We start from the raw sequence: 20,815 nt of genomic DNA, 5'->3' as shown, positions 1-20,815 counted from the left end.
ATTCACGAAAAGATCCAATAAAAAAAACAGGAAGCGCACACTATACGCTTCCTCCCTTCTTTAAACATGAACATGCTGTTTTATCATTGTCCCTTTGACCTTTTTCTCCATTTCTTTTTTTACCAGCAGCAGCACCGGCAGACCGCTTAATGTGATAATCATCAGACAGCCGAATAAGATGGACGGATCACTGACACCGTAAGAATCCAAAAGCAGCCCGCCAATCCACGGACCGAGTACATTCCCGAGCTGGGTAAAGCCCATTGCGCCAAAATAAGTTCCCTTCATATCAGGATTGGAAATGGCATCTATCAAAACATCCATCATCGAAAAGAGCAAAACTTCTCCAACCGTAAAGAAAATGACAACCAGGCCGATCATCCAAATGCTTTCCACAAAAGCAAAGGTGAAAAGACTCGAGCCGACAAAAACATTTCCAAGCATGATCGATCTAATCGGCGAATAGTTCCTCGCTATTCGGACGACCGGGTACTGAATGATAAGAACGACTACCGCATTAAGCGACAGCAGAATGGAAAACGTTTTGGCCCCGTCTTTTATTTGAGGAGACATGGCGAAGTATTGCGGTAATGTAGAAGTAAGCTGTGAAAATCCCGTAATGCAAAGGATAATGCCGACTAAAGTTAACAGAAGCAGCTTATCTTTTCTCGTGACTTGAAAAGCCTCCCGAAAGGCAATACGTGCTGTTTCGGCCGCTTCCCTTTCAAGTTCCGATTTCATAAATGTCAGCAGCAGCGATATGCCGTAAAGAGTATAAATCGCAGCTGCAATGTAAAAGGGAAACGTCGTTTTGGCTGACCCCAAAAAGATGCCAAGTATTGGTCCGAATACAACCCCGACATTGATGGCCGCATACCTCAAATTAAAAATCAGCAGCTTATTTTTCTGATCTGTAATATCGGACAGGAGCGCTCTCGAGGTTGGTTCAAAAACCGATCTGCACACCCCGTTCAGCGCATTCATGATAAAAAATGAAAGCACACTGTCTGCCACCCCAAAACCGATAAACACAAGCACCCAAAGAAAGATGGATGTCAGCAGCACTTTTTTCCTTCCAAGTTTGTCAGACAGATAGCCCCCATAAAAGCTTGACAAGATGCCGGCAAGTGAGCTGACGGCAATAATCGTTCCTGTCATGGACCCTGAGACACCTTTTACTTGAGTTAAATAAATCGCCAGAAAGGGAATGCTCATCGATGTTGCCATTCTGCCAAAAATCGTGCCGATTAAGATGTTCCACCCAAGCGGATGAATCTGTTTAAGCTGTTTCATGAATATACCCTCCACCTTGTAATAAAAGAAAGTTTACCACAATTTCTCATTTTCCGAATCCTAAAATAGATCGATGAATCTCAACCTTTAGTAGGAGATTGCAAGTTTTATAGCGAATGGTAAAACGTTGACGTTTTTAAATAATCGGCAGGAGGTTTTGTTAAATGTCAGAAAGATATCCGGTAGTCGAAGGAGCAGAACCCTTTTATTTTGAAGGGAATTCAGTTGGCATTCTCGTATCACACGGGTTCACGGGCTCAACGCAAAGCATGCGCCCGCTTGGAGAAGCCTACGCAAAAGCTGGATACACCGTGTGCGGACCGCGGCTTAAAGGCCACGGAACTCACTATGAGGAAATGGAAGGAACCACTTATGAGGATTGGACTGCTTCTGTTGAAGAAGGGTACCAATGGCTTGCAGAGCGCTGCAGCACCATTTTTGTTACAGGCCTCTCAATGGGCGGCACGCTGACTCTCTATCTCGCCCAGCATCATCCTGAAATCAAAGCGATCATCCCAATTAATGCCGCAATCGATATCCCGACAATGGCAGGCGCCCAGCAAATTCAGGCAAGATTTCTGGACGCAATTGGATCTGACATTAAAAATCCTGCGGTTACTGAGCTTGCTTATGAAAAAACACCTGTTCAATCATTAAAAGAAATTAATAAACTTATGGCCATAGTGAAAAACAAGCTGGACGAGATCACATGTCCTGCGCTTATTTTTGTATCCTCAGTGGACAACGTGGTGCCGCCGGACAACTCACGGGTTATTTATGAAGAGATATCTTCGAAGGATAAAAACCTGATCACGCTTAAAAACAGCTACCATGTCGCTACGCTTGACCATGACCAGCAGCTGATCATTGACAAGACACTGGAATTCATTGAAAAAGTACTGAATCAGACAGCAGTTTGAGCTTAAATATAACAAATGAAACCGATAAGAGCATGAAATCTCATAGATTTCATGCTCTATTTATTGCTCTTGAAGATTGCCAATCTTGAAGAACAGCAGGTACAATTTAAAGGTTCAAAGTAACTGCTGCTAAAAGCGGAAAAGGAGTTTACCATTGGCAGAAAGCATCCTGTATTATTTGATAGAAATTTTCATCGCTGTTTATTTGTTTATTAAAGCACCGCTCTATAACAAAAATAAATGGCTATGGGCCATTTTAGGGTTTTTCTTTGGAATTTTCACACTATGCATCTTCTTTATTAGAACAGAGCAAAAAAAGCTTGGATGGATTCTCCTCATCTGCATCCTGGTTTTAGGATTAATAGGACTCTTATTGATAGTTGGCATCTTTTATTTCTTCGCCATGTTAAAAGGATAGAAGCTCAGATGAAAGAATTTGTCTGAGCTTTTTTCTTCTCTATAATCCGCCTTTGTTTACCATCACTATAAATGCTGCACCGCCTTTATCAAACCTCGCAGCCTCTACAAATCCTGCTTTCTGATAAACGCGTGCAGCCCTTTTATTAAAAGAAGCAACGGTCAAACGAAGCGGCATGTTCGGAAATCCTATCCGAACATGATAAACAATATAGGAAAAGAATTCACTTCCCGCTCCTTTACCCGTAAAATGCGGATTCATTCCCAGTCCAATATCAATCATATTTTCTAAATAGACTTCCTGCATGGGACCATCTGGAACTTGAGCCGGTTTTCCCAGACAAAAAAAGCCCATCAATCTCCCCTTATCATCGACGACCGCATAATAAGAGTTTGAAAGCATTCCAATTATATTGCCTTCTGTAAGCTCCATGTTGTAAAAATCATAGGGCGGCTCGTAGGTCCACTTCAGAATGTCAGCAGCCATTTTTCTATTCATCTTTTTTATTAATAAGTGCATAACTGCTATAGTTTCCTTTTCTTCAATTCTTCTCTTATATCCTTTAAGACTTCATTTCTTTCTTTTGTTAATTTAAGAAAATAGATGATCGCAAAGATTCCAAGGAAAATAGTTCCTGCATAAAGCAAAAGCGGGAGCAGCATCAGCAGGGCAGAGTCCATTCAATCAGCTCCTTTCATTCTATCCGCATACAGTTATACAGTTACAAAGTTTAACTGTGTTCAAACAGGGAAAACCGTCCTCTATAAACAGAAATACCTGTTTATCATTCTTATCAAAGCGAGGTTATGAAAATGTCTAACATTGAAAATAAAGTTGTGATTTTAACAGGAGCTTCAAGCGGAATCGGAGAAGCAACTGCAAAAGAGCTTTCTGCCAAAGGAGCCAAGCTTGTTCTTGCTGCAAGACGTGAAGACCGTCTTCAGGGCCTTCAGGAAGAACTGCAGGCAAAAGGCGGAAAAGCCATCTATAAAGTAACGGACGTCACCTCTCATTCTGAAATGGAGGAGCTTGCTCAATATGCCCACGCAGAATTCGGTCAAATAGATGTGATCATCAACAACGCCGGCATTATGCCGCTGTCACTCTTAAACAATCGAAAAGTCGATGAATGGGATAAAATGATCGACGTCAATATTAAAGGTGTTCTTTATGGCATCTCGGCCGTTCTCCCATACATGAGAGAACGAAAGCAAGGCCATGTCATCAACATTTCTTCTGTTGCAGGACATGCCATTGCACCAGGAAGCTCAGTCTACAGCTCAACAAAATTTGCCGTGCGCGCCATTACGGAAGGGCTTAGAATGGAAGAATCAACAAACAGCAACATCCGCGCTACCATCATTTCACCCGGGGCAGTAACAACCGAATTAACAGAATCCATTACGGATCAGGATGTAAAATCAGGAATTGAAGATGTCTACAAAGGCGCCATCAGCGCAGACAGCATCGCCCGCACAATCTGTTTTGCAATCGAACAGCCGGAAGACGTAGCGGTAAACGAGATTATCGTGAGGCCTACTACTCAGGAATGGTGATCAGAAAAGCGGAATTGCCCGTTTAGCTCAGGCATGACAGAAAGCTGTGTCCAAGTGACACAGCTTTTTCTACTTATCCTTTTACACCACTGTCTTTAACTATCACAGGTGCTTCCTGCTTCTTAATCACCAAAACGAACAGACTCGCCACTAAACAGAATAGACCTGATATAAGAAAAGCCCACGTATAAGAGCTGAGAACCTTATAAATCATTCCCCCTCCGAAAGCTGCTGCAGCAGCGCCAGCCTGATGTGCAGCAAAAATCCATCCATAAATAATGCCGCTTTTTTCAAGGCCGAAGACTTGCCGGGATATCCCGATTGTTGGCGGTACTGTCGCAATCCAGTCCAAACCGTAAAAAATAGAAAATATCACCAATAGAGATGTAGAGCCTTCAAATAATGCATATGGCAATAACAGCAATGACAGGCCTCTAAGCCCGTAATACCAAAACAAAAGCCAGCGATTATCAAACCGGTCTGAAAGCCAGCCTGATGCCGTTGTCCCAATTAAATCAAAGATGCCCATAAAGGACAGCAAGCCCGCTGCTGTTACTGCCGGGATCCCAAAGCTGATGCAAACAGGAATAAAATGAGTCCCGATTAACCCGCTCGTTGACAGTCCGCAAATAAAAAAGCTTCCGGCAAGGAGCCAAAATTCCTTAGCTTTTATTGCTTCGACTAAGCCTTGAAATGCCATTATAATCGGATTTTTCTTTTGACCCGCGCTTTCGCTTGCTTCTTCCAGCACCGAACCATAAGGCAGTATGCCGATTTCCTCTGGGGAATTTTTCATAAAGATCAGGATGATCACAAACATTCCAAGACAAAGAAATAAAATGAGTCCAATGGCTTCCCGCCATGAATAAGCTTCCGTGATCCAGGCTAAAACCGGCAGTAAAATCAATTGTCCGGTTGCCGTGCTTGCAGTCAGAATTCCAACCGCAAGCCCTCTTCTTTTAACAAACCAGCGATTTGCAACATAAGGGCTCAGTACAGTCAAAAACAGACCAGATCCAAGACCAATAATAACTCCCCATATGAGGATGAGCTGCCAGGAATCCTGCATGAAAAAAGTAAGCACAATCCCTGACAGCAAAATGGTCATTGCAAGAATCATCATTCTTTTAATGCCAAGTACTTCAATGAGGGCAGCCATAAATGGGCCAGATAATCCGTATAGAAACAGACTGATCGCAAAGGCGAGCGAGATGACGGGGCGATCCCAGCCAAATTCCTTCTCAAAAGGCACGATAAATACTCCCGAGGAGGATCTGATAATACCTGCAACAATAATGGCAAAAAAAGTGACGGATAAAATAATCCAGCTATAGTGAATACGTTTCATATATGTACCTTCATTCATTCTGTTTTTTTCTAGAGTAATCGTTCACAGCTGTGATCTTCAAACATTAACCAGCTGAAAATTCCTTCGCTCCCAAATATCTTTCTTTAAGGATTTTCCGATGATGAAGTTCATGGCCTGCAATAATACACGCTATCGCCCTTACGGTAACATCCAATTGATTTGCCGTTCCCCATCTCAGCCAGTCTTTTTCTTTTAAACTCTTAAGCAGGAGCAGCGTTCCCTCCCGGACAACGAACATGTTCTGAAGCAGGTCTTCCATCTTCTCTCCATCGAAATTCGCTTGAGCTACGTATGCATTTTCATCATAGCCAGGAAGCTGTACCGCATCTCCCCTTGCAATAGATAAAAGACGGTAAGCCATGATTCTTTCCGTATCCACAACATGGCCGATCACTTCTTTGATGCTCCATTTCCCTTCTGCGTATCTGAATTCTCCTGCTGTCTCAGAAAGATGGTTAAGCAAATACAGGGTATCCTTTACTTGCTCCTTTAAAATTTGTTCAAGGTTCCCTTCAGGTATCATGCGGATATAGCCTTCATAATACGATGCATATTCATTTTGTTCCGGGCGTTTGTTCATGCTCCTCATCCTTTATCACATATTATCTTTTTTTAAACTCTTATCCTTCATTCCAAGTCCATTTTCCATCCAACAGCAACTTTTCCAAACAGGTCAATAGCCTGAAATCAGTTTTATTAACAGCACCTATGTTTTCAGTAAGGTTCCATAAACGAATCTCAGATGTTTCTTTATTCACGTTAAATGGCATTAAATCCTTTGCAGAAGCGAAAAAAATGGGACTGTATTTTATTTTTCCAGTGCGTTTCTTTCTTTTTTTCAGCAAACCGGCAAATTCAAGTTCCGGAACAAATTGCCCGGTTTCCTCAAATAATTCTCTTATCGCACATTCTTTCGGAGATTCTCCTAATTTCCTTCTCCCGCCTGGAAGCTCCCACTTCTTATTTTTTATACTGAAACAAACCAGAAATTTCACCCTGCATCTTAAAATAACAAAAGATCCTGCCAATGGCTGAAATGAAACCAGCTCAGATTCATCTATGATTAAAAAATCTACAAATTCTGATCCGCTTCTGATAGTCTTTTCCTCCCTGAATTCTGTGAACAGAATGATGCTTGGTCATTTGATATGAGTATGCTCTGCTTTTCATATCTGACACCATTCATCTATAAAATGATGAAAAGCACCTAAAGTCAAACAGGCGTCATCAAATGAAATGATAACGCCCTTCAGGGGAAAATGCTCCTATTTAATTCTGCAGCACATAATAATCCTGCACATGAAACGACCTGAATCCGCATGATTCATATAGTTTAAGAGCATGAGCATTTTTAGCCTCAACCTCAAGGAAGATCGGATACCCGGCTATATTTTCCTTCGCAATGACTTTTTGCAAAGCATTTCTTCCGATTCCTCTGCCCTGGTAATCAGGCAGTACCGCAAAGCCGTAGATCCAGGCTTCTCCGCCCGTATGAGAAACACGCATTTTCCCGACTGCTTTGGTTTCAAATTCAATGATGATAAAATCCTGATCATCTTCCCTTTTCATGGAATGATTGTAATCGGATGCATCTTGTTCCAAATAGCCAAAGCAGCTTACATCCAGCTGAATCTCAAGTTTACGATCAGCAGGTTCAGATTTTCTTAGAGTAACTCTGCTGTCCTTAACTGGAGACTCGTTATCGGTCCATTTCATTTGATATTCAGAGAAACCATATTCACACGAGATGGTTTTTAGAAAATCCTTTGCAGCAGGGGACTTTGCAGGAGCATTTAAAAGAACTTCCCTGAACTTTCTCTCTGTGCAGGCTGATAAAACCTGCTTCATAAGCTTAGAGAAAATTCCTTTTCTTCTGTACTCTGGTTTGACCATACCGCACAGTTCTGCTTTTTTTCCAAAGCTGTATATTCCCAAGAATGCCGCAAGCTTTCCATCTTCATAATGAAGAAAATCATTCTTTTCATTTCCAGAACGATTTTTAAGCATATCCCAGTTCAGTTTTAATTGTATTTGATCGAACGCTTCGCATTCATGCTGAAGCACCTCAATCTCATTTAGCTGTATCTCAGTTAACATCTTGTTCCTCCAGAACCTTTAAAGTTTGAACCATCAAAGTATTATTCTTTAAGACAAATCGAAAATCCTTTTAAAAAAAATCAAAATAGGAGGAAAACGGGGTATAGAAACGAATAAACCTTGTAAAGGAGTGATTTTTTTCATGGAACAAACTATTATGCAGCACATGGAGATTGTGAGAGGCATTACAGAAAACACACTCAGCAGAATACCTGAGGAAAGAGCGGACATCATTCCTGCAGGTTACAACAATAACATCCGCTGGAACTTTGGCCATATTGCCTACATACAGGAAAAGCTTGTTTTCGAACTATCTGGCGCGGAATCAGGAGTACCCGGGAATTATAAAGAGCTTTTCAGCGCCGGCACTAAGCCTTCTGATTGGATGGGCACACCGCCCTCATTTGCTGAGATTTCAGAAGTGCTGAATCATCAAAAGGTTAGATTAAAAGAATACATTCCCGGCCACTTTCATCAAAAGCTGAAAGAACCATTTACAAACCGGGCAGGCATTACATTCCATACTGCAGGTGAGACATTTTTATTCAGCTTCTATCATGAAGCCATGCATATTGAAACAATCAAGCGGATCTATCGGGCGGTAAAATCATAATAAAGAAGGATGCAAATTGTTTTTGCATCCTTCCTTTTGTTTTTTCCCCATGCTCGCATCGCTTGAAGGACTTTTTGGAAGTCTGCCTTCTTTTCAGAAAGGGAAATACTTTCCTAATAAAGACTATTACTTTCCAATATGATGAAGATACTTTCTGATATTAATAAAATACTGACCAATCAGCCTGAAATACTTTCTTTTTTCCAACATACTCCTAATTCTGTCATACAAAAAAACCTCAATTCAGTGTACTCCACTTTATCAAGGTTTGCAGCGATTTATTTAAACCAGCCCTTTTCCTTTGACTGGGAAATAGCCTCTATTCGGTTTTTCACTTCCAGCTTTTCAAAGATGGTTGAGATATAGTTCCGGACGGTTCCTGCTTTTATGCTTAGTTCTTCGGCTATTTCTTTTGTGTTCATGCCGTCTGCAACAAGTTCAAGCACTTCTTTTTCCCGTTCGGTTAAAGGATTTTCTTCACTGTAGACATCATCCATGAGTTCAGGTGCATAGATTCGTCTGCCTTCCATTACGCTCCGGATGGAGCTTGCAAGCTCCTCGCTCGGGCTGTCTTTTAACAAGTAGCCACTTACGCCGGCTTTTACCGCACGCTGAAAGTATCCAGAACGTGAGAACGTTGTTAAGATAATCACTTTACATCCTTCTGCCTTTAGCTGCTCGGCCGCTTCAAGTCCATTCATTCCAGGCATTTCAATGTCAGTGATGCATACATCCGGTTTGAATTTTTTTACAAGGGCAACAGCTTCTTCTCCGTTATGAGCCTTCCCTACAACTTCCATATCATCTTCCAAATTCAGCAGTGATCCTAATGCGCCCAAAAGCATTTGCTGATCCTCTGCAATTACGATTCGGATCATATGAGATCCTCCTTATCTTTTTGTTTTACATCATTCGGTACTTTTATGATGAGCGTGGTTCCTTTTTCTGACCTGATATCGAGACTTCCATTTACAAATTCCAGGCGTTCTTTCATGCCGTTCAGCCCGTTGCCTTTTGTAAAATCACCCTCAGTAATGCAGCCGGTCCCATCATCACGGACCGTCATCACGATTCCGTCCCACGTCTGTTCAACCCGGAAATAACAGGTTTTTGCCTTGCTGTGCCTCACAACATTGTTTACCGCTTCTTTTAAACACATGCTCAATATATTTTCAGTAAGCAAGGAAACATTAGAAAGTGCAGCATCCTGCTCAAGGACAAACTCGATTTCTGCTGCTTTTAAAATTTGTCTGACGCGGACCATTTCTTCTTTAAGCCTGATGCCCCGCATTTGTGAGACCATTTTTCTCACTTCGTTTAAGGCTGTCCTTGCTGTAGCCTGAACATCCTTTAATTCTTCACGTGCTTTTTCAGGATCTTTATAAATTAATTTTCTGGCCAAATCACTTTTCAGACCAATCAGCGATAACTTTTGTCCTAACGTATCATGCAGATCACGGGCAATTCTCTGACGCTCTTCAAGCTTTACAAACTCCGAAATTTTCTTGTTCGCATCTTCAAGCTTTTCTTCAAGCTGTCCTCTCTCCTTCTTATTATAGATATTAAAAGGCAGAAGAATGACACTGATGCACGTGATAATAATAAATGGGAGCTGTTCTAAAAAAGATGCTTCCTGAAAAATAATACTGAAATTTATGGCAGCCGTAGTCACGACTAAATGGATGACATAAAGGGTTAGAAAAGCGATCCGGTCTCTCACATTTCCAATCAAGTAAGCAATATAAAATGCAAAGTAGATATAAGTGAATAAATACATCGATGTAAAGGAAATACCGATTAACAGACACGTCCATAGATAGACCGGCCATCCCTTTGAAATAAAAGCGAACCTGAAAATAATGAAAAATAAAATCGTTAAAGAGATGCCAATGATAATTTCAGCCGTTGAGGAGGATTGAAGAATAAAATAAAATGGCAGAATGCTGAGTACAGCCCATATATAAGGAGAAATTCCGTTATTAAAATATCGTTTAAACATGATGGAACCTCCTTTTTTACTGACTATTTTATCATAATAAAACACATGCAGCCTATAAAGACTGCATGTATTTTCCAATTATTCTTATACTTGATGGCTGCTTCTCATTTTAGAGAGAGCTCTTATTTCTTTATAACCCACAAACTTTTTGCTTCTTTCATCCCATAGACGGAATTTAAGCGACTGCAAGCTTGTTGCAAGTGTAATCGTCGGAATGTTTTGAAGAGGTGCCGTGTTATTGTGTGCTTCTTCCAGACGGTAGTTCGGCACCCTCGGGCTCAAGTGATGAACATGATGATAGCCGATATTGCCTGTAAGCCATTGAAGCGGCTTTGGAAGTTTATAGAATGAACTTCCTTCTACAGCTGCTTTTACATAATCCCAGTTTTCATCTTCTTCAAAATAAGAATCCTCAAATGTATGCTGTACATAGAAAAGCCATACACCCATAGATCCGGAGATTAAGAAAATTGGGGCCTGTACTAAAAGAAACGCTTCCCATCCAATAGTGAGACACAGAGCAGCCGCTGCTGCAGCAATTAATGCATTCGTAAGGTAAGTGTTCATTTTCTCGCCTTTTTTTGCACCTTTTTTATTAAAACGGTTCTTGAAAAGAAAAACGTAGGTTGGTCCAATTCCGAACATCACAAGCGGATTGCGGTATAAACGGTACGCAATTCTGCGCCACATCGGCTCTGCCAAATATTCATCAACTGTCAGAACCCAAATATCGCCTGTTCCGCGTTTATCTAAATTACTGCTTGTTGCATGATGGATTGAGTGATCATGCTGCCATTGGCTGTAAGGAAACAGGGTTAAAACACCTGTAATTGTACCAATGATTTTATTTGCTTTTCGGTTCTTAAAGAATGAGTGATGACAGCAATCATGAAAAATAATGAAAATTCTTGTTAAAAATCCGGCAGCAAGGACAGCGAATCCAAGCGTCAGGAAGTATGAAATCGACAGACTCTGATACGCAAGCGCCCAAAGGATAAAGAAGGGCCCTAAGGTATTGACTATCTGCATAATGCTTGCTTTCGTATTTGCTTTTTCATATGGAGCTACTTGTTTTCGTAAGTTTCTTTGCAATTCTTTGCTCATAGTTTTTGATTCCCTTCGTAATAAGGTAATTCAAATTATAGACGCTTTCCATTCCGCTGTGCAGACATAGGTGTCATGTTAGATACATGATAAATGTCATATAGGGAATGGAGATGATTTCCACATTCATTTTCTGCAGGTTGAAAATATTCTATACGTGTTTTTTCAGATTAAAAAATCGTTTCTATTTTAAGAAGGAAATGAGGTTTATATGGAGAATTGAATAAATGAACAGTACGTATGTTCTTGTAAATTAAAATCGGATGGGAGCTAATCACATGTATTTAACTGTACAGAGCTTTATCAGCGACTACAAAAATGAAGCAGCTGTCACACAAAAATTGCTGAATTCATTAACAGATGCTTCATTAAAGCAAGAAATTGCACCCGGGCACCGCTCTCTTGGTGAACTAGCATGGCATTTAGTGCCTACTGGAGGTATGCTTGAACCAATGGGTGTTAAGATTCAGGCTCCTGCAAACAATGAAGTCCCTGCTGCAGCTGCAAAAATTGCGGAGCAGTACCGCGTCACGGTTCAATCGCTTCTCGATGGCATAAGTGACTGGGATGATGAGAAAATGCAGGAAACGAAAGAAGTGTTTGGTTTTCAGTGGAAAAACGGGATGACATTATCTCTTTTCGTTAAACATGAAATCCACCATCGCGGACAGCTGACTGTCTTAATGCGTCAGGCAGGACTTCCAGTAACCGGCGCTTATGGACCTTCAAAAGAAGAATGGTCTGATATGGGAGCTCCGACGTCTTAAGAACAAAAGCGCAGGCGCCAAGACCCGCTCAGACAGGCAGATAAGAATCCGACAGAAAAGTCCGGTTTATACTTTTTTGTCGGATTTGTTCTGACCGAGGATCTAGGCGCTGGAGCTGGACGTAGATAACCTAATTTTATTATCCACAACCTATTTCCTTTTATAATTTCCTTTACAATTAGAAAAGTGCAAACGCCTTGATCAGCTAGAAAAGGAACCGGCAGATAAAGCGATTTTCGCCTTTATTGACGGATCCGTTCTGTCTAGTTTCAGGTGCTGAAACTAGACAGAACTACTAGAAATTAATATCCTTTCAATCCCCTCTGGCCCGTCTTATCATTAATGAGCTGCTGCATGAGGTTGTTTCGTTTTTTTCAGCCCTTGATTTCGTTTCCAATAGTTTTTAATATATGGAAGGACAAATCGGTCAGCCCCGTAAAACCAAGTGACTGTGCCGGCTGCCATTAATAACATAGCTGCGGTATAAAGGATCGGGTTTGTGCTGGTTGTTCCTGCCAGCATAAAGTTCAGATTCATAAATGCACCTGCTAAAAGGGCCGGCAGTGTTGCAAGTCCAACGATTAATGCGATTCCGACAAGTGCTTCACCCCATGGAATCAGAACATTAATCAGCTCAGCATTAGGCAAAGCTGCATGTTTCAGAAAAGCCGCATACCAGCCTTGGACGGCAGGATGATCTCCGCCACCTTTTGCAATTGATCCCTGAAGATACCCTGTTGCATCAAAACCTCCAGTAATTTTTCCAATGCCTGCTTCCAACCATTGTATACCAAGCCATATCCGCAATACCGTCCAAACAACTGCCATCTTTGTTCCTCTAAACCATGCCATTTTAAACATCTCCTTTGTGAATCATTTCACATAATCAGTTAAAAAAAGGAAAAGAATTTGACAAGCCAGCTTGTGTCAAGAAAGTTTGTGAATGTTTTCACTAACTTTCTATACCCTTACTATACTCTGATTTATTAAGGAAAACAATCGCTTTCACAAAATGTTCATGGAATTTTTTTCTATGCGGTTTGTATTGATTCTTACTTATTTAACAACCGTTTTAGCAGCAGTAATCCGGGTCTAACAATATAAATTCTGGTTCCTTGATACGAATTTTAGTGAATCTTTGGAACATCTTTTTCAGCCGTCATCTGGTTTTGGTGCTTCATCGCTCTATCAGTATAAATCCAGGTTTTATCAATGAAAACGCCATTTTATCAATGGAAAATCGAGTTCTATCAGTGCAAATCCTGCATTATTCAGTATTTACAAAAAAAACAGCCTTACTGGCGTCGCCAATAAGACTGTATCATGTATTTATATTTTTAAGACAATCCGGTTTCCAGATGGATCTGCTGTGATAAAGTTTCCGTTTTCTTCTTGAACGTCTGCACCTAAAAGTTTCAGCTGCTGAATAGCTTTATTTCTAGCTTCTTCATCAGCATAGACGAGTGTAAACCACTTTAACCCAACGCTATTTTCGGACGGAGCGTGAGCACCTTCTCCTGCCCAAGTGTTTAAACCGATATGGTGATGATAGCCGCCTGTTGACATGAAGAGAGCTTGTCTGCCATAACGGGTGACAACTTCAAATCCCAAGCCTTTGCCATAAAACTCTTCTGTATCCTTCAAATGTGAAACGTGCAGATGGATATGTCCCATTACAGTCTTTTCAGGAAGAACAGTCCAAGGTTCCCCTTTCCCTTCAGCTAAGACACTTTGTGCGTCAAGCGGTTCGGTCGCCATTGACACTTGACCATCTTGCCAAGTCCACTCAGATGCTGCCCGGTCTGCATAAATTTCAATGCCGTTTCCGTCAGGATCATTTAAATAAAGAGCTTCACTTACATAATGATCGGATGCGCCAATCGGATAGCTGATCTGAACCAAATGCTGCAGCACTCTTCCTAAGTCTGAGCGCTTTGGAAGCAGCAACGCAAAATGATATAGCCCCGTTGTTTGTGGCTGTTTAGCTGAAATATTTTCCGGCTGTTCAAGTGACAGAAGAACCGTCTTGCCGTCAGCTGTCAAATTGGCATGCCGTTCAGTTTGATCAAGGATCTTAAAACCGATCACATCCTGATAAAACGTTAAGGCCCTGTCTAAATCCTGAACTTTAATGCTGACTTGGCCAACATAGGTATGCGGATGCTGATGAAACTCCATAAATGAATCCCCCTTTAATATTCTTCGAATTCAACTTACTTTATGTAAGTAATTATATTTTCGTAACCAAAATAAGTCAAGCAATTTTAAAAGGAAGGTGCACAACATACCGACAAAATGACAATTATAATAGCTAATTTGCGATTATATACGGCCGCTTTTCAACATCTTACGGTCAAATTCGCATCTCTACGGTCAAACCATTATTTTTCATACAGCAGATCATGCCAGTTAACAGCCTGTATCTTTAATCAGCCGGATTTCTGATTAATTATCCTTTTGATCTTATCCGTCTGACATCTAAGACGGTCAAGACTGTCTTATTTTATAAAAAAGCCTGGAGTGTCAACCCCAAGCCTTCTACCATTCCATCGGTACTTCTCCATATTTTTCCCATAGCTTTGGAAATCTATTTTGCAGTTCTTCCTCGTCATCCTCTTCCCAGTCCAATTCCATTTCAGGCTGTGACTCAAATCCTTCAAGTTTGTCAAACAGCTCGTAATAATCCTCATCATCCCGGCCTGTTTTTTCTTCAAAAGCCATGCAGGCTGCTGATAAAAGCTCTTCAAGCTGAGGAAATTCCCCCTCATCTTCCATCTTCACCAGCAGTGGTATCAGCACTTCTGGATTAGATATGGCGGCTTCGTATGTCTCTTTACCTTGAAAAATAAGCCATGCTCTAAAGTAATCAAAACAATCATCCGAGCATCCTCCCATAATAATATAGGCGGCAGCCCATAAATTTGAAGAATATGATTCGTTCATATACTTCTGAAGGATGTAATCGAAGCGCACAAGATCCTTAATAGGCATTTTTGATAAAGCATAGGTCAGCACCTCAATTTGTTCCTCACTGTCGGCTGCCTTCTTCTTGGCTGTTTGCAATAGATTCCAGAATGCATGCTCAGTCATAGAGCTTTCTTTCATAATTCCTTCTTTTTTTTCAGCTGGGGAATAGCCTTTTTTCATTTTTGCTTTAATCAGCTTTTCTGCTTCCTTCCTGCATTCTTCCTCTGAATCCAATACTTTTGTCTTGACCGCTCCGCTTGTCCCTATTTTTCCGTATGTAATCGTAAAAGAGGTATGATCCGTCTGTATTTTCCAAAATTTATTCGATGATCCATCTTTGTAAACCAAAAGTGTTTCCAACTCTTTCAGCCTCCCTTTCTATCTATTTTACTTTGATATAAATCCCTTTTATAGGTGAAAAATAGAAAAAAAGCAAAACAAAAAGCATCACCGATTAAAGTCATGCCATCCATTTTCCCGCTATTCTGATATTTATCTTTATACCAGGCTGTAATCCCGCATCTCCATGTACCTTTCGAGTTTTCTCTTTACCCGCTGGAGTGCATTGTCTATTGATTTAACGTGCTTATTCAGCTCTTCAGAGATTTCAACGTATGATTGTCCGTCCATGTAAAGGGCCAATACTTTTCTTTCCAAATCACTCAGCATTTCAGCCATTTTCATTTCAATATCCAGCGCTTTTTCCTTGTTGATGATCAAGGTGGCCGGATCCATGGTTTTTGTTCCAGGAATCACATCGAGCAGCGTGTGGTTATCATCTTCAAAAAGAGGCTTGTACAAAGAGACATAGGAATTAAGGGGGGTGTGCTTTTGACGGGTAGCTGTTTTAATGGCCGTTATTATCTGCCTGGTAATGCATAATTCTGCAAACGCCTTAAATGAAGCCTGCTTGTCCACTTTGAAGTCTCGAATGGCTTTATATAGGCCAATCATTCCTTCTTGCACGATATCTTCCCTTTCTCCGCCAATGAGAAAATACCTGCTCGCTTTTGCCCGGACAAAATTACGATATTTGCTGATTAAAAAGTCGGTCGATCCTGAATCTCCTTTTTGAACGAGTTCAAGCAAAACTTCATCTGTTAAATCAGCATAACTTACAATCTTCCTCACTTCTAATGTAACACTCATACAGATCCCTCCGCAGATTTCATGATGATGATGGTCCCTCTCCAAAAACTAGCAACTAGGAAGTATGTTTATATTACACCAGATAGAACCTGAAAGATATTCAAAAATATCGACTCTTGTTTACAGCGGAAGCCATAAAATAAGAAAACATTGCAAGAATAGATATGAAATTTGTCGAATGGTGAAGATTTTTCGTTTATCTTGTCAGTATTTAGTTTAAAAAATAGGTTTTAAATGCAGGAAATTTGAATATGGAAGAAGAAAAAGAGGAACGTAATTGGAAGAGGTGATAATGTGCCAGTATATATACTGCTTCTTATTGGCCCGACCATCATGATTGCTCTAGGACTGCACGCTATGAACAGTGTCCCCTTAACTTTTATTCTGTTTTACGGCTGGCTTCTGCTGTTCTCAGCTTCAAGCATCCGACAAAGCCTTCAATCTGATAAAAACAAAGCATTCTCTAATAAAGGGGACTTAACAGGTTTCGCTACTGGAATCCTTTTTTTAATCCTGATCTTCGGTACCGTTTCAGCTTTCTCTGACTCTTTTTTTGATGCAGGAAAGCTTCAGCAGCAGTTAATAGACTGGAACTTTACTGGCGGGCATCTCATCTGGCTTATTCTGATCCTGCTGATCGTCAATCCTTTATTGGAAGAATACTATTGGCGGGAATTTATGTACGCTAAGCTGATGCAAAAACTGAGTGTTTTAAATACAATCCTGATTACATCCTTTTTCTACAGCCTTTATCACCTGCTGTCGTTTAACTTCCTGTTTAACTGGCCAATCAATCTTCTTGCAGTCATTCCTGTCTTCCTGGCGGGAATGATTTGGGGGTATTTTCGTCATCGCTTCCGCTCACTTGTCCCTGCCATTCTGTGTCACATGCTTTCAGATTTAGGTATCATGCTTATTTACTTTAAATTTTTATACGTCTAATGCTTCACCTATTCTTCCTGGCCTTCTTATATGACATAGTCCCGCTCTTTCTGACTTTTGCAGGCGCAGCGGGTTTTCGATGAGGAAAAAAGAACCAATAGACATGCTTTGAAATTGCGTTTATACCGTGGTAAACAAGCCCTCCCAACAGGACAAAAAGAATAAAAACGGAAAGAGCAATGAAATCCTCTCCAGCTCCCCCATCGAAGTTGTTTTTCTCCATAAGCATGCCTAAAAAATACATGCAAAATAGAAGCATTACTATGTACACCGCCCAGAATGGAATCATAAATCATAAAACCAGAAAAAATGATGCCTGCAAGGAGGACGAATAGAAAGATCAGCTGTGCCAAACCGAGAAAAAAACGGCTTATTTTTTTAACTATAAAACTCCTTATCTCTTAAAATTGACTTTTGTTCAGCTGGAATAGGTCTTGCAGACAAGTAGACCCCCGCTATGACAGATAGGCCCCCTGCAAGCTGATACCACATTAATGTTTCACCAATAAATAAAACAGCAAAGATGACGGCAAAGACAGGAATTAAGTTCAGGAAAATTCCCGCTTTATTTGCACCAACTTTAACTACAGCCGTATTCCAGGAGATAAATGCAACAATCGATGCAAATACCCCAGTATAAAAAATGGTGAAAATCGCAGAAGTTGACCAAACAACTGGGATCTTTAAAATGAAAGTCTCGTAATAGGCCAGCGGAGACAGAACGAGAATTCCGACAGCCATACAAACGAGAAATGTGCTGTATCCGGGCAAAATCCCTGTATACCGCTTTATTAGTATCGAATAAATGCTCCAGCAGACTACAGCGGCAAGTACAATAAAATCACCAGAATCAAACGAGAAATTGACAAGAACAGCAAGCGATCCTTTTGAAAGAATAAAAATTAGCCCTGCAAGTGAAAGAACGGTTCCGATCATCTGATTTCTGTTCAAGCTCTCTCTTAGAATGAAAAAGGAGAGAATATAAATCATGATTGGAGTTGACGTATTCACTAACGAAGCATTAATGGATGTTGTATAATGCAGCGCAAGATAAAGAAGGCTGTTAAAGCCCGCAATACCTGTTATAGACATCAGAATCAGGATGTGCCAGTTCTTTTTTAACAGGGCATGCTCTTTTTTCAAGTGTGGCCACGCAAATGGCAGAAAGATGATGAAAGCTGTACACCACCTGAGCACGGAGAGGGTAAATGGCGGCATGCTGTCCGTTGCCGCACGGCCGATGACAAAATTCCCTCCCCATAAAATCGTCGCAAGAACTAGAAGAAAATAAGGGTTCCGTTTATTCAAAGCCATTCATTCCTTATCTGGATTTAACTTAAGCTTTTAGACTTCTGTGCAAAGGTCTGACTATCCTTCTTTTGAACGAAAGAATTATCTTTTAAGAGGTGTGACATCTTCCAGATTTAAAAGAATACAAAATAATTCCTCCAAGTTAGCCAAGAATTTTTTTCATTCACGATCAAAAAAATACTTCTTATTCCTAAAGCTGATACTGAATACAAGCCCCAGCGCAAGCATGTTGCTGATCATTGAACTGCCTCCATAGCTAATGAATGGAAGAGGAATTCCAGTGATAGGCAGCAATCCAATTGTCATTCCTGCATTTTGAAATACGTGGAAAGCAATCATAGAGATTACTCCTGTACATATGTAAGAAGAAAATGGGTCCTTTACATCAAGTGAAAGACTGATAATTCGATAGATCAAAAGAAAATACAGACTGATGACAAAGCTCGCTCCGACAAAACCGTATTTTTCTCCAATTACGCTGAAAATGAAATCAGTATGCCCCTCCGGTAAATGGACATTTCCTAAGGCTGCTTCTTTTCCCGTAATTAAGCCAGATCCTATCGCCAGCATGGATTGATAGAGGTGGTACCCGTCCCCTTCTTTGAATTCTTCCGGACTTAGCCACGCGTAAATTCTCCCCAGCTGATATTGCTTGACCCCGATGACACTGAGAACATCCGGCTGAAACACAATGAGGTAAATAAGCAGACCTCCAACCGAGCTCATGAAAAGAAAGATTGGCACAATCACTTTCCATGAAATGCCCGAAACTAAAATCAGTCCGCTGAAGATAGCAATGAGCACAAGTGACGTCCCTAAATCAGGCTGCTGCATAATGATCGCAATCAGAGCAAATGTGGCCAGCCCCATTTTGGTCAACAGGAAAAAATCTGATTTCAAATCTCTAAATTCATATAGTTCATGATGCTTTGATATAAGATGACTGAGTGTAAGAATGAGGGCGATTTTGGAAAGTTCAGATGGCTGCAGCGAGCCGATTCCGGGTATTTGAAACCAGCTTTTTGCTCCATTTACAGGCCTTGCAATCGAATCAGGCGCCAGAATAAGAAAGATGAGCAGCAGCATCGCAAATCCATAGGCAAACCACCCAATTCTCTCAATTTGCTCCATATCAAAATACATGACTGCTACTATTATTCCACAGCCTACGATATACCAGGCAATCTGCATCCCTAGAAAATTCCGATTATATTGTCCAAACTCTTGTGCTGTGCTGATGGACAAAAAACTGATGATCGAAAATAAAAACACAATGAAAACCAGACTAAAGTCAAATGGATGTTCGTTTTTCTCCATTTTTCACAATTCCTTTCAAGACTGTATAAGCTAAAAAAAAGACTGCTGATTGCAGTCGTTATGTACTTGCTATACAAATAAGCTTACTGCCTCGTCCCGCAGCCGCCGCATGTTACTGTCAAAGATGCATTCACCAAATTCCCTGTCTGAGATATGTTGCGCCCGCATACATGACAGATAATTGGCTTCAGATCATAAACCTGATTCATCACTTTTTTTCCAAAATAAAACAAGATAATTGCAGGTACTAATAATGTTAAAAGCATGACCCAAAATGGAAGCATATTGTTTTCCCCTCTTATAAGTAAATACGATAGATTTAAAGAAAAGGTTTCAGAAAACAATAAATTATTTTTGCCTCTATTTTCTATTCATCTTCTCTTCAATCAATTCTAAAACTCTCACATAATAAGCATCTTCATGAGGTACGAATCTCGTTTTATCTACTTCCGTTTGTATAATTCTTATAGTTTCATCATGGTCAACCTCAAAACCTTCCACAAGAAGACTGCTTCTTCTGCCTGAAATAAGCTCTCTAAATGAATGTAAATCTGCCCGAACCATTCCGGATACTTCTTCTTTTTGCAAGGTGAACGCCTCAAATGACTGATTGTATGGATAGAAAAACACATGGGCAATTTCATTATCGATTAGGTCTGTTTGAGATACGCAATACTTAATGACATCCAGCAGGACCAGCTCTGAGAAGGAAACCTGAATGCCGATTTCTTCTTCTACTTCCCGTGTTCCATCCTCAATCGTTTCATTAGCCAGTATATGACCTGCAGCGGTTATATCAAATAGATTTGGATAATCCTTTTTCTCTTTGCTCCGCAGCTGGAAATAGAGGTAGACCCTGCCGTTTTCTATTCCGGCAAACCAGCAGTGAAACGTTTCATGCCAGTAGCCTGTTTTATGAACATCAGACCGGGATGCTTTTCCAATTGGATTGTGATTTTCATCAAAAATACGCAATAATTCATATTCCATCTT

At 40.6% G+C, this 20,815-nt stretch carries 24 protein-coding genes; 6 read left to right on the top strand and 18 right to left on the bottom strand.

Annotated elements, in window-relative coordinates:
- Positions 1–60: 60 nt before the first annotated feature.
- Positions 61–1,293: an MDR family MFS transporter gene (locus tag GJU41_RS02600; protein WP_070875015.1), complete on the bottom strand. Its 1,233-nt coding sequence runs from the start codon at positions 1,291–1,293 to the stop codon at positions 61–63.
- Positions 1,294–1,457: 164 nt separating this feature from the next.
- On the opposite strand from GJU41_RS02600, the gene GJU41_RS02595 reads away from it, so the two are divergent.
- Positions 1,458–2,213: an alpha/beta hydrolase gene (locus GJU41_RS02595; RefSeq protein ID WP_070875012.1), complete on the top strand. Its 756-nt coding sequence runs from the start codon at positions 1,458–1,460 to the stop codon at positions 2,211–2,213.
- Between the two features lie 154 nt (positions 2,214–2,367).
- Positions 2,368–2,631, top strand: coding sequence for a hypothetical protein (locus GJU41_RS02590; protein WP_070875010.1), 264 nt, complete (start codon positions 2,368–2,370; stop codon positions 2,629–2,631).
- Between the two features lie 39 nt (positions 2,632–2,670).
- Here GJU41_RS02590 and GJU41_RS02585 read toward each other — a convergent pair whose 3' ends face one another.
- Positions 2,671–3,117 (bottom strand): GNAT family N-acetyltransferase, encoded by a 447-nt coding sequence (locus GJU41_RS02585; RefSeq protein WP_224771162.1) that lies wholly within the window; start codon positions 3,115–3,117, stop codon positions 2,671–2,673.
- A gap of 38 nt (positions 3,118–3,155) precedes the next feature.
- Positions 3,156–3,311, bottom strand: a complete 156-nt coding sequence (locus GJU41_RS02580) for a hypothetical protein (protein ID WP_154317934.1) — start codon at positions 3,309–3,311, stop codon at positions 3,156–3,158.
- A 132-nt stretch (positions 3,312–3,443) separates the two neighbouring features.
- On the opposite strand from GJU41_RS02580, the gene GJU41_RS02575 reads away from it, so the two are divergent.
- Positions 3,444–4,187 (top strand): SDR family oxidoreductase, encoded by a 744-nt coding sequence (locus GJU41_RS02575; RefSeq protein ID WP_070875006.1) that lies wholly within the window; start codon positions 3,444–3,446, stop codon positions 4,185–4,187.
- Positions 4,188–4,260: 73 nt separating this feature from the next.
- Here the strand turns inward: GJU41_RS02575 and GJU41_RS02570 are convergent, their stop codons facing one another.
- The 4 genes from GJU41_RS02570 to GJU41_RS02555 all read right to left on the bottom strand — a co-directional run bounded on the left by GJU41_RS02570 (position 4,261) and on the right by GJU41_RS02555 (position 7,653).
- Positions 4,261–5,535 carry an MFS transporter gene (locus GJU41_RS02570; RefSeq protein ID WP_070875003.1) on the bottom strand — a complete coding sequence of 425 codons (1,275 nt, stop codon included), beginning with the start codon at positions 5,533–5,535 and terminating at the stop codon, positions 4,261–4,263.
- Positions 5,536–5,599: 64 nt separating this feature from the next.
- Positions 5,600–6,136 (bottom strand): DinB family protein, encoded by a 537-nt coding sequence (locus tag GJU41_RS02565; RefSeq protein WP_070875001.1) that lies wholly within the window; start codon positions 6,134–6,136, stop codon positions 5,600–5,602.
- Between the two features lie 40 nt (positions 6,137–6,176).
- On the bottom strand, positions 6,177–6,551 hold the full coding sequence (locus GJU41_RS02560; protein WP_224771350.1) for an NUDIX domain-containing protein: 375 nt from the start codon (positions 6,549–6,551) through the stop codon (positions 6,177–6,179).
- Positions 6,552–6,825: 274 nt separating this feature from the next.
- Positions 6,826–7,653 carry a GNAT family N-acetyltransferase gene (locus GJU41_RS02555; RefSeq protein WP_070874994.1) on the bottom strand — a complete coding sequence of 276 codons (828 nt, stop codon included), beginning with the start codon at positions 7,651–7,653 and terminating at the stop codon, positions 6,826–6,828.
- Between the two features lie 142 nt (positions 7,654–7,795).
- Between GJU41_RS02555 and GJU41_RS02550 the strand changes: the two genes are divergently transcribed.
- The gene (locus tag GJU41_RS02550) at positions 7,796–8,266 is read left to right on the top strand and encodes a DinB family protein (RefSeq protein ID WP_070874992.1); all 471 of its coding nucleotides are present in this window, start codon (positions 7,796–7,798) and stop codon (positions 8,264–8,266) included.
- A 278-nt stretch (positions 8,267–8,544) separates the two neighbouring features.
- On the opposite strand, the gene GJU41_RS02545 is transcribed toward GJU41_RS02550, so the two are convergent.
- The 3 genes from GJU41_RS02545 to desA all read right to left on the bottom strand — a co-directional run bounded on the left by GJU41_RS02545 (position 8,545) and on the right by desA (position 11,369).
- On the bottom strand, positions 8,545–9,144 hold the full coding sequence (locus GJU41_RS02545; protein ID WP_070874987.1) for a response regulator transcription factor: 600 nt from the start codon (positions 9,142–9,144) through the stop codon (positions 8,545–8,547).
- The gene (locus GJU41_RS02540) at positions 9,141–10,265 is read right to left on the bottom strand and encodes a sensor histidine kinase (protein WP_070874985.1); all 1,125 of its coding nucleotides are present in this window, start codon (positions 10,263–10,265) and stop codon (positions 9,141–9,143) included. Before GJU41_RS02540 ends, GJU41_RS02545 begins: the two co-directional genes overlap by 4 nt.
- Positions 10,266–10,349: 84 nt before the next feature.
- The gene (desA, locus tag GJU41_RS02535) at positions 10,350–11,369 is read right to left on the bottom strand and encodes a Delta(5) desaturase DesA (RefSeq protein ID WP_070874982.1); all 1,020 of its coding nucleotides are present in this window, start codon (positions 11,367–11,369) and stop codon (positions 10,350–10,352) included.
- A gap of 278 nt (positions 11,370–11,647) precedes the next feature.
- On the opposite strand from desA, the gene GJU41_RS02530 reads away from it, so the two are divergent.
- Positions 11,648–12,136, top strand: a complete 489-nt coding sequence (locus GJU41_RS02530) for a DinB family protein (protein WP_070874980.1) — start codon at positions 11,648–11,650, stop codon at positions 12,134–12,136.
- 339 nt (positions 12,137–12,475) lie between these two features.
- On the opposite strand, the gene GJU41_RS02525 is transcribed toward GJU41_RS02530, so the two are convergent.
- The 4 genes from GJU41_RS02525 to sigH all read right to left on the bottom strand — a co-directional run bounded on the left by GJU41_RS02525 (position 12,476) and on the right by sigH (position 16,252).
- The gene (locus GJU41_RS02525) at positions 12,476–12,988 is read right to left on the bottom strand and encodes a DoxX family protein (protein WP_070874978.1); all 513 of its coding nucleotides are present in this window, start codon (positions 12,986–12,988) and stop codon (positions 12,476–12,478) included.
- A 477-nt stretch (positions 12,989–13,465) separates the two neighbouring features.
- Positions 13,466–14,314: a VOC family protein gene (locus GJU41_RS02520; protein ID WP_070874976.1), complete on the bottom strand. Its 849-nt coding sequence runs from the start codon at positions 14,312–14,314 to the stop codon at positions 13,466–13,468.
- A gap of 360 nt (positions 14,315–14,674) precedes the next feature.
- Complete coding sequence (locus tag GJU41_RS02515; protein ID WP_154317933.1) at positions 14,675–15,463, bottom strand: DUF4240 domain-containing protein; 789 nt, start codon at positions 15,461–15,463, stop codon at positions 14,675–14,677.
- A 138-nt stretch (positions 15,464–15,601) separates the two neighbouring features.
- Positions 15,602–16,252, bottom strand: a complete 651-nt coding sequence (gene sigH, locus GJU41_RS02510; protein WP_070874972.1) for an RNA polymerase sporulation sigma factor SigH — start codon at positions 16,250–16,252, stop codon at positions 15,602–15,604.
- A gap of 294 nt (positions 16,253–16,546) precedes the next feature.
- Between sigH and GJU41_RS02505 the strand changes: the two genes are divergently transcribed.
- Complete coding sequence (locus GJU41_RS02505) at positions 16,547–17,194, top strand: CPBP family intramembrane glutamic endopeptidase (RefSeq protein WP_083328081.1); 648 nt, start codon at positions 16,547–16,549, stop codon at positions 17,192–17,194.
- A 378-nt stretch (positions 17,195–17,572) separates the two neighbouring features.
- Here the strand turns inward: GJU41_RS02505 and GJU41_RS02500 are convergent, their stop codons facing one another.
- The 4 genes from GJU41_RS02500 to GJU41_RS02485 form a co-directional block, all read right to left on the bottom strand.
- The gene (locus GJU41_RS02500; RefSeq protein ID WP_224771349.1) at positions 17,573–18,502 is read right to left on the bottom strand and encodes a DMT family transporter; all 930 of its coding nucleotides are present in this window, start codon (positions 18,500–18,502) and stop codon (positions 17,573–17,575) included.
- 162 nt (positions 18,503–18,664) lie between these two features.
- On the bottom strand, positions 18,665–19,822 hold the full coding sequence (locus GJU41_RS02495) for an FtsW/RodA/SpoVE family cell cycle protein (protein WP_070874966.1): 1,158 nt from the start codon (positions 19,820–19,822) through the stop codon (positions 18,665–18,667).
- 83 nt (positions 19,823–19,905) lie between these two features.
- A complete protein-coding gene (locus tag GJU41_RS02490) occupies positions 19,906–20,106 on the bottom strand; it encodes a hypothetical protein (protein WP_070874964.1) in 201 nt (66 codons plus the stop codon).
- A gap of 76 nt (positions 20,107–20,182) precedes the next feature.
- Positions 20,183–20,812 (bottom strand): NUDIX hydrolase, encoded by a 630-nt coding sequence (locus GJU41_RS02485; RefSeq protein WP_070874962.1) that lies wholly within the window; start codon positions 20,810–20,812, stop codon positions 20,183–20,185.
- Positions 20,813–20,815: the final 3 nt, after the last annotated feature.

Source organism: Metabacillus idriensis, assembly GCF_009674765.1.
In the GTDB taxonomy this organism is placed as follows: Bacteria; Bacillota; Bacilli; order Bacillales; family Bacillaceae; genus Bacillus_P; species Bacillus_P idriensis.
The sequence above is the reverse complement of the archived record's forward strand: the minus strand, read 5'-3'. Positions and strand labels throughout refer to the sequence as shown.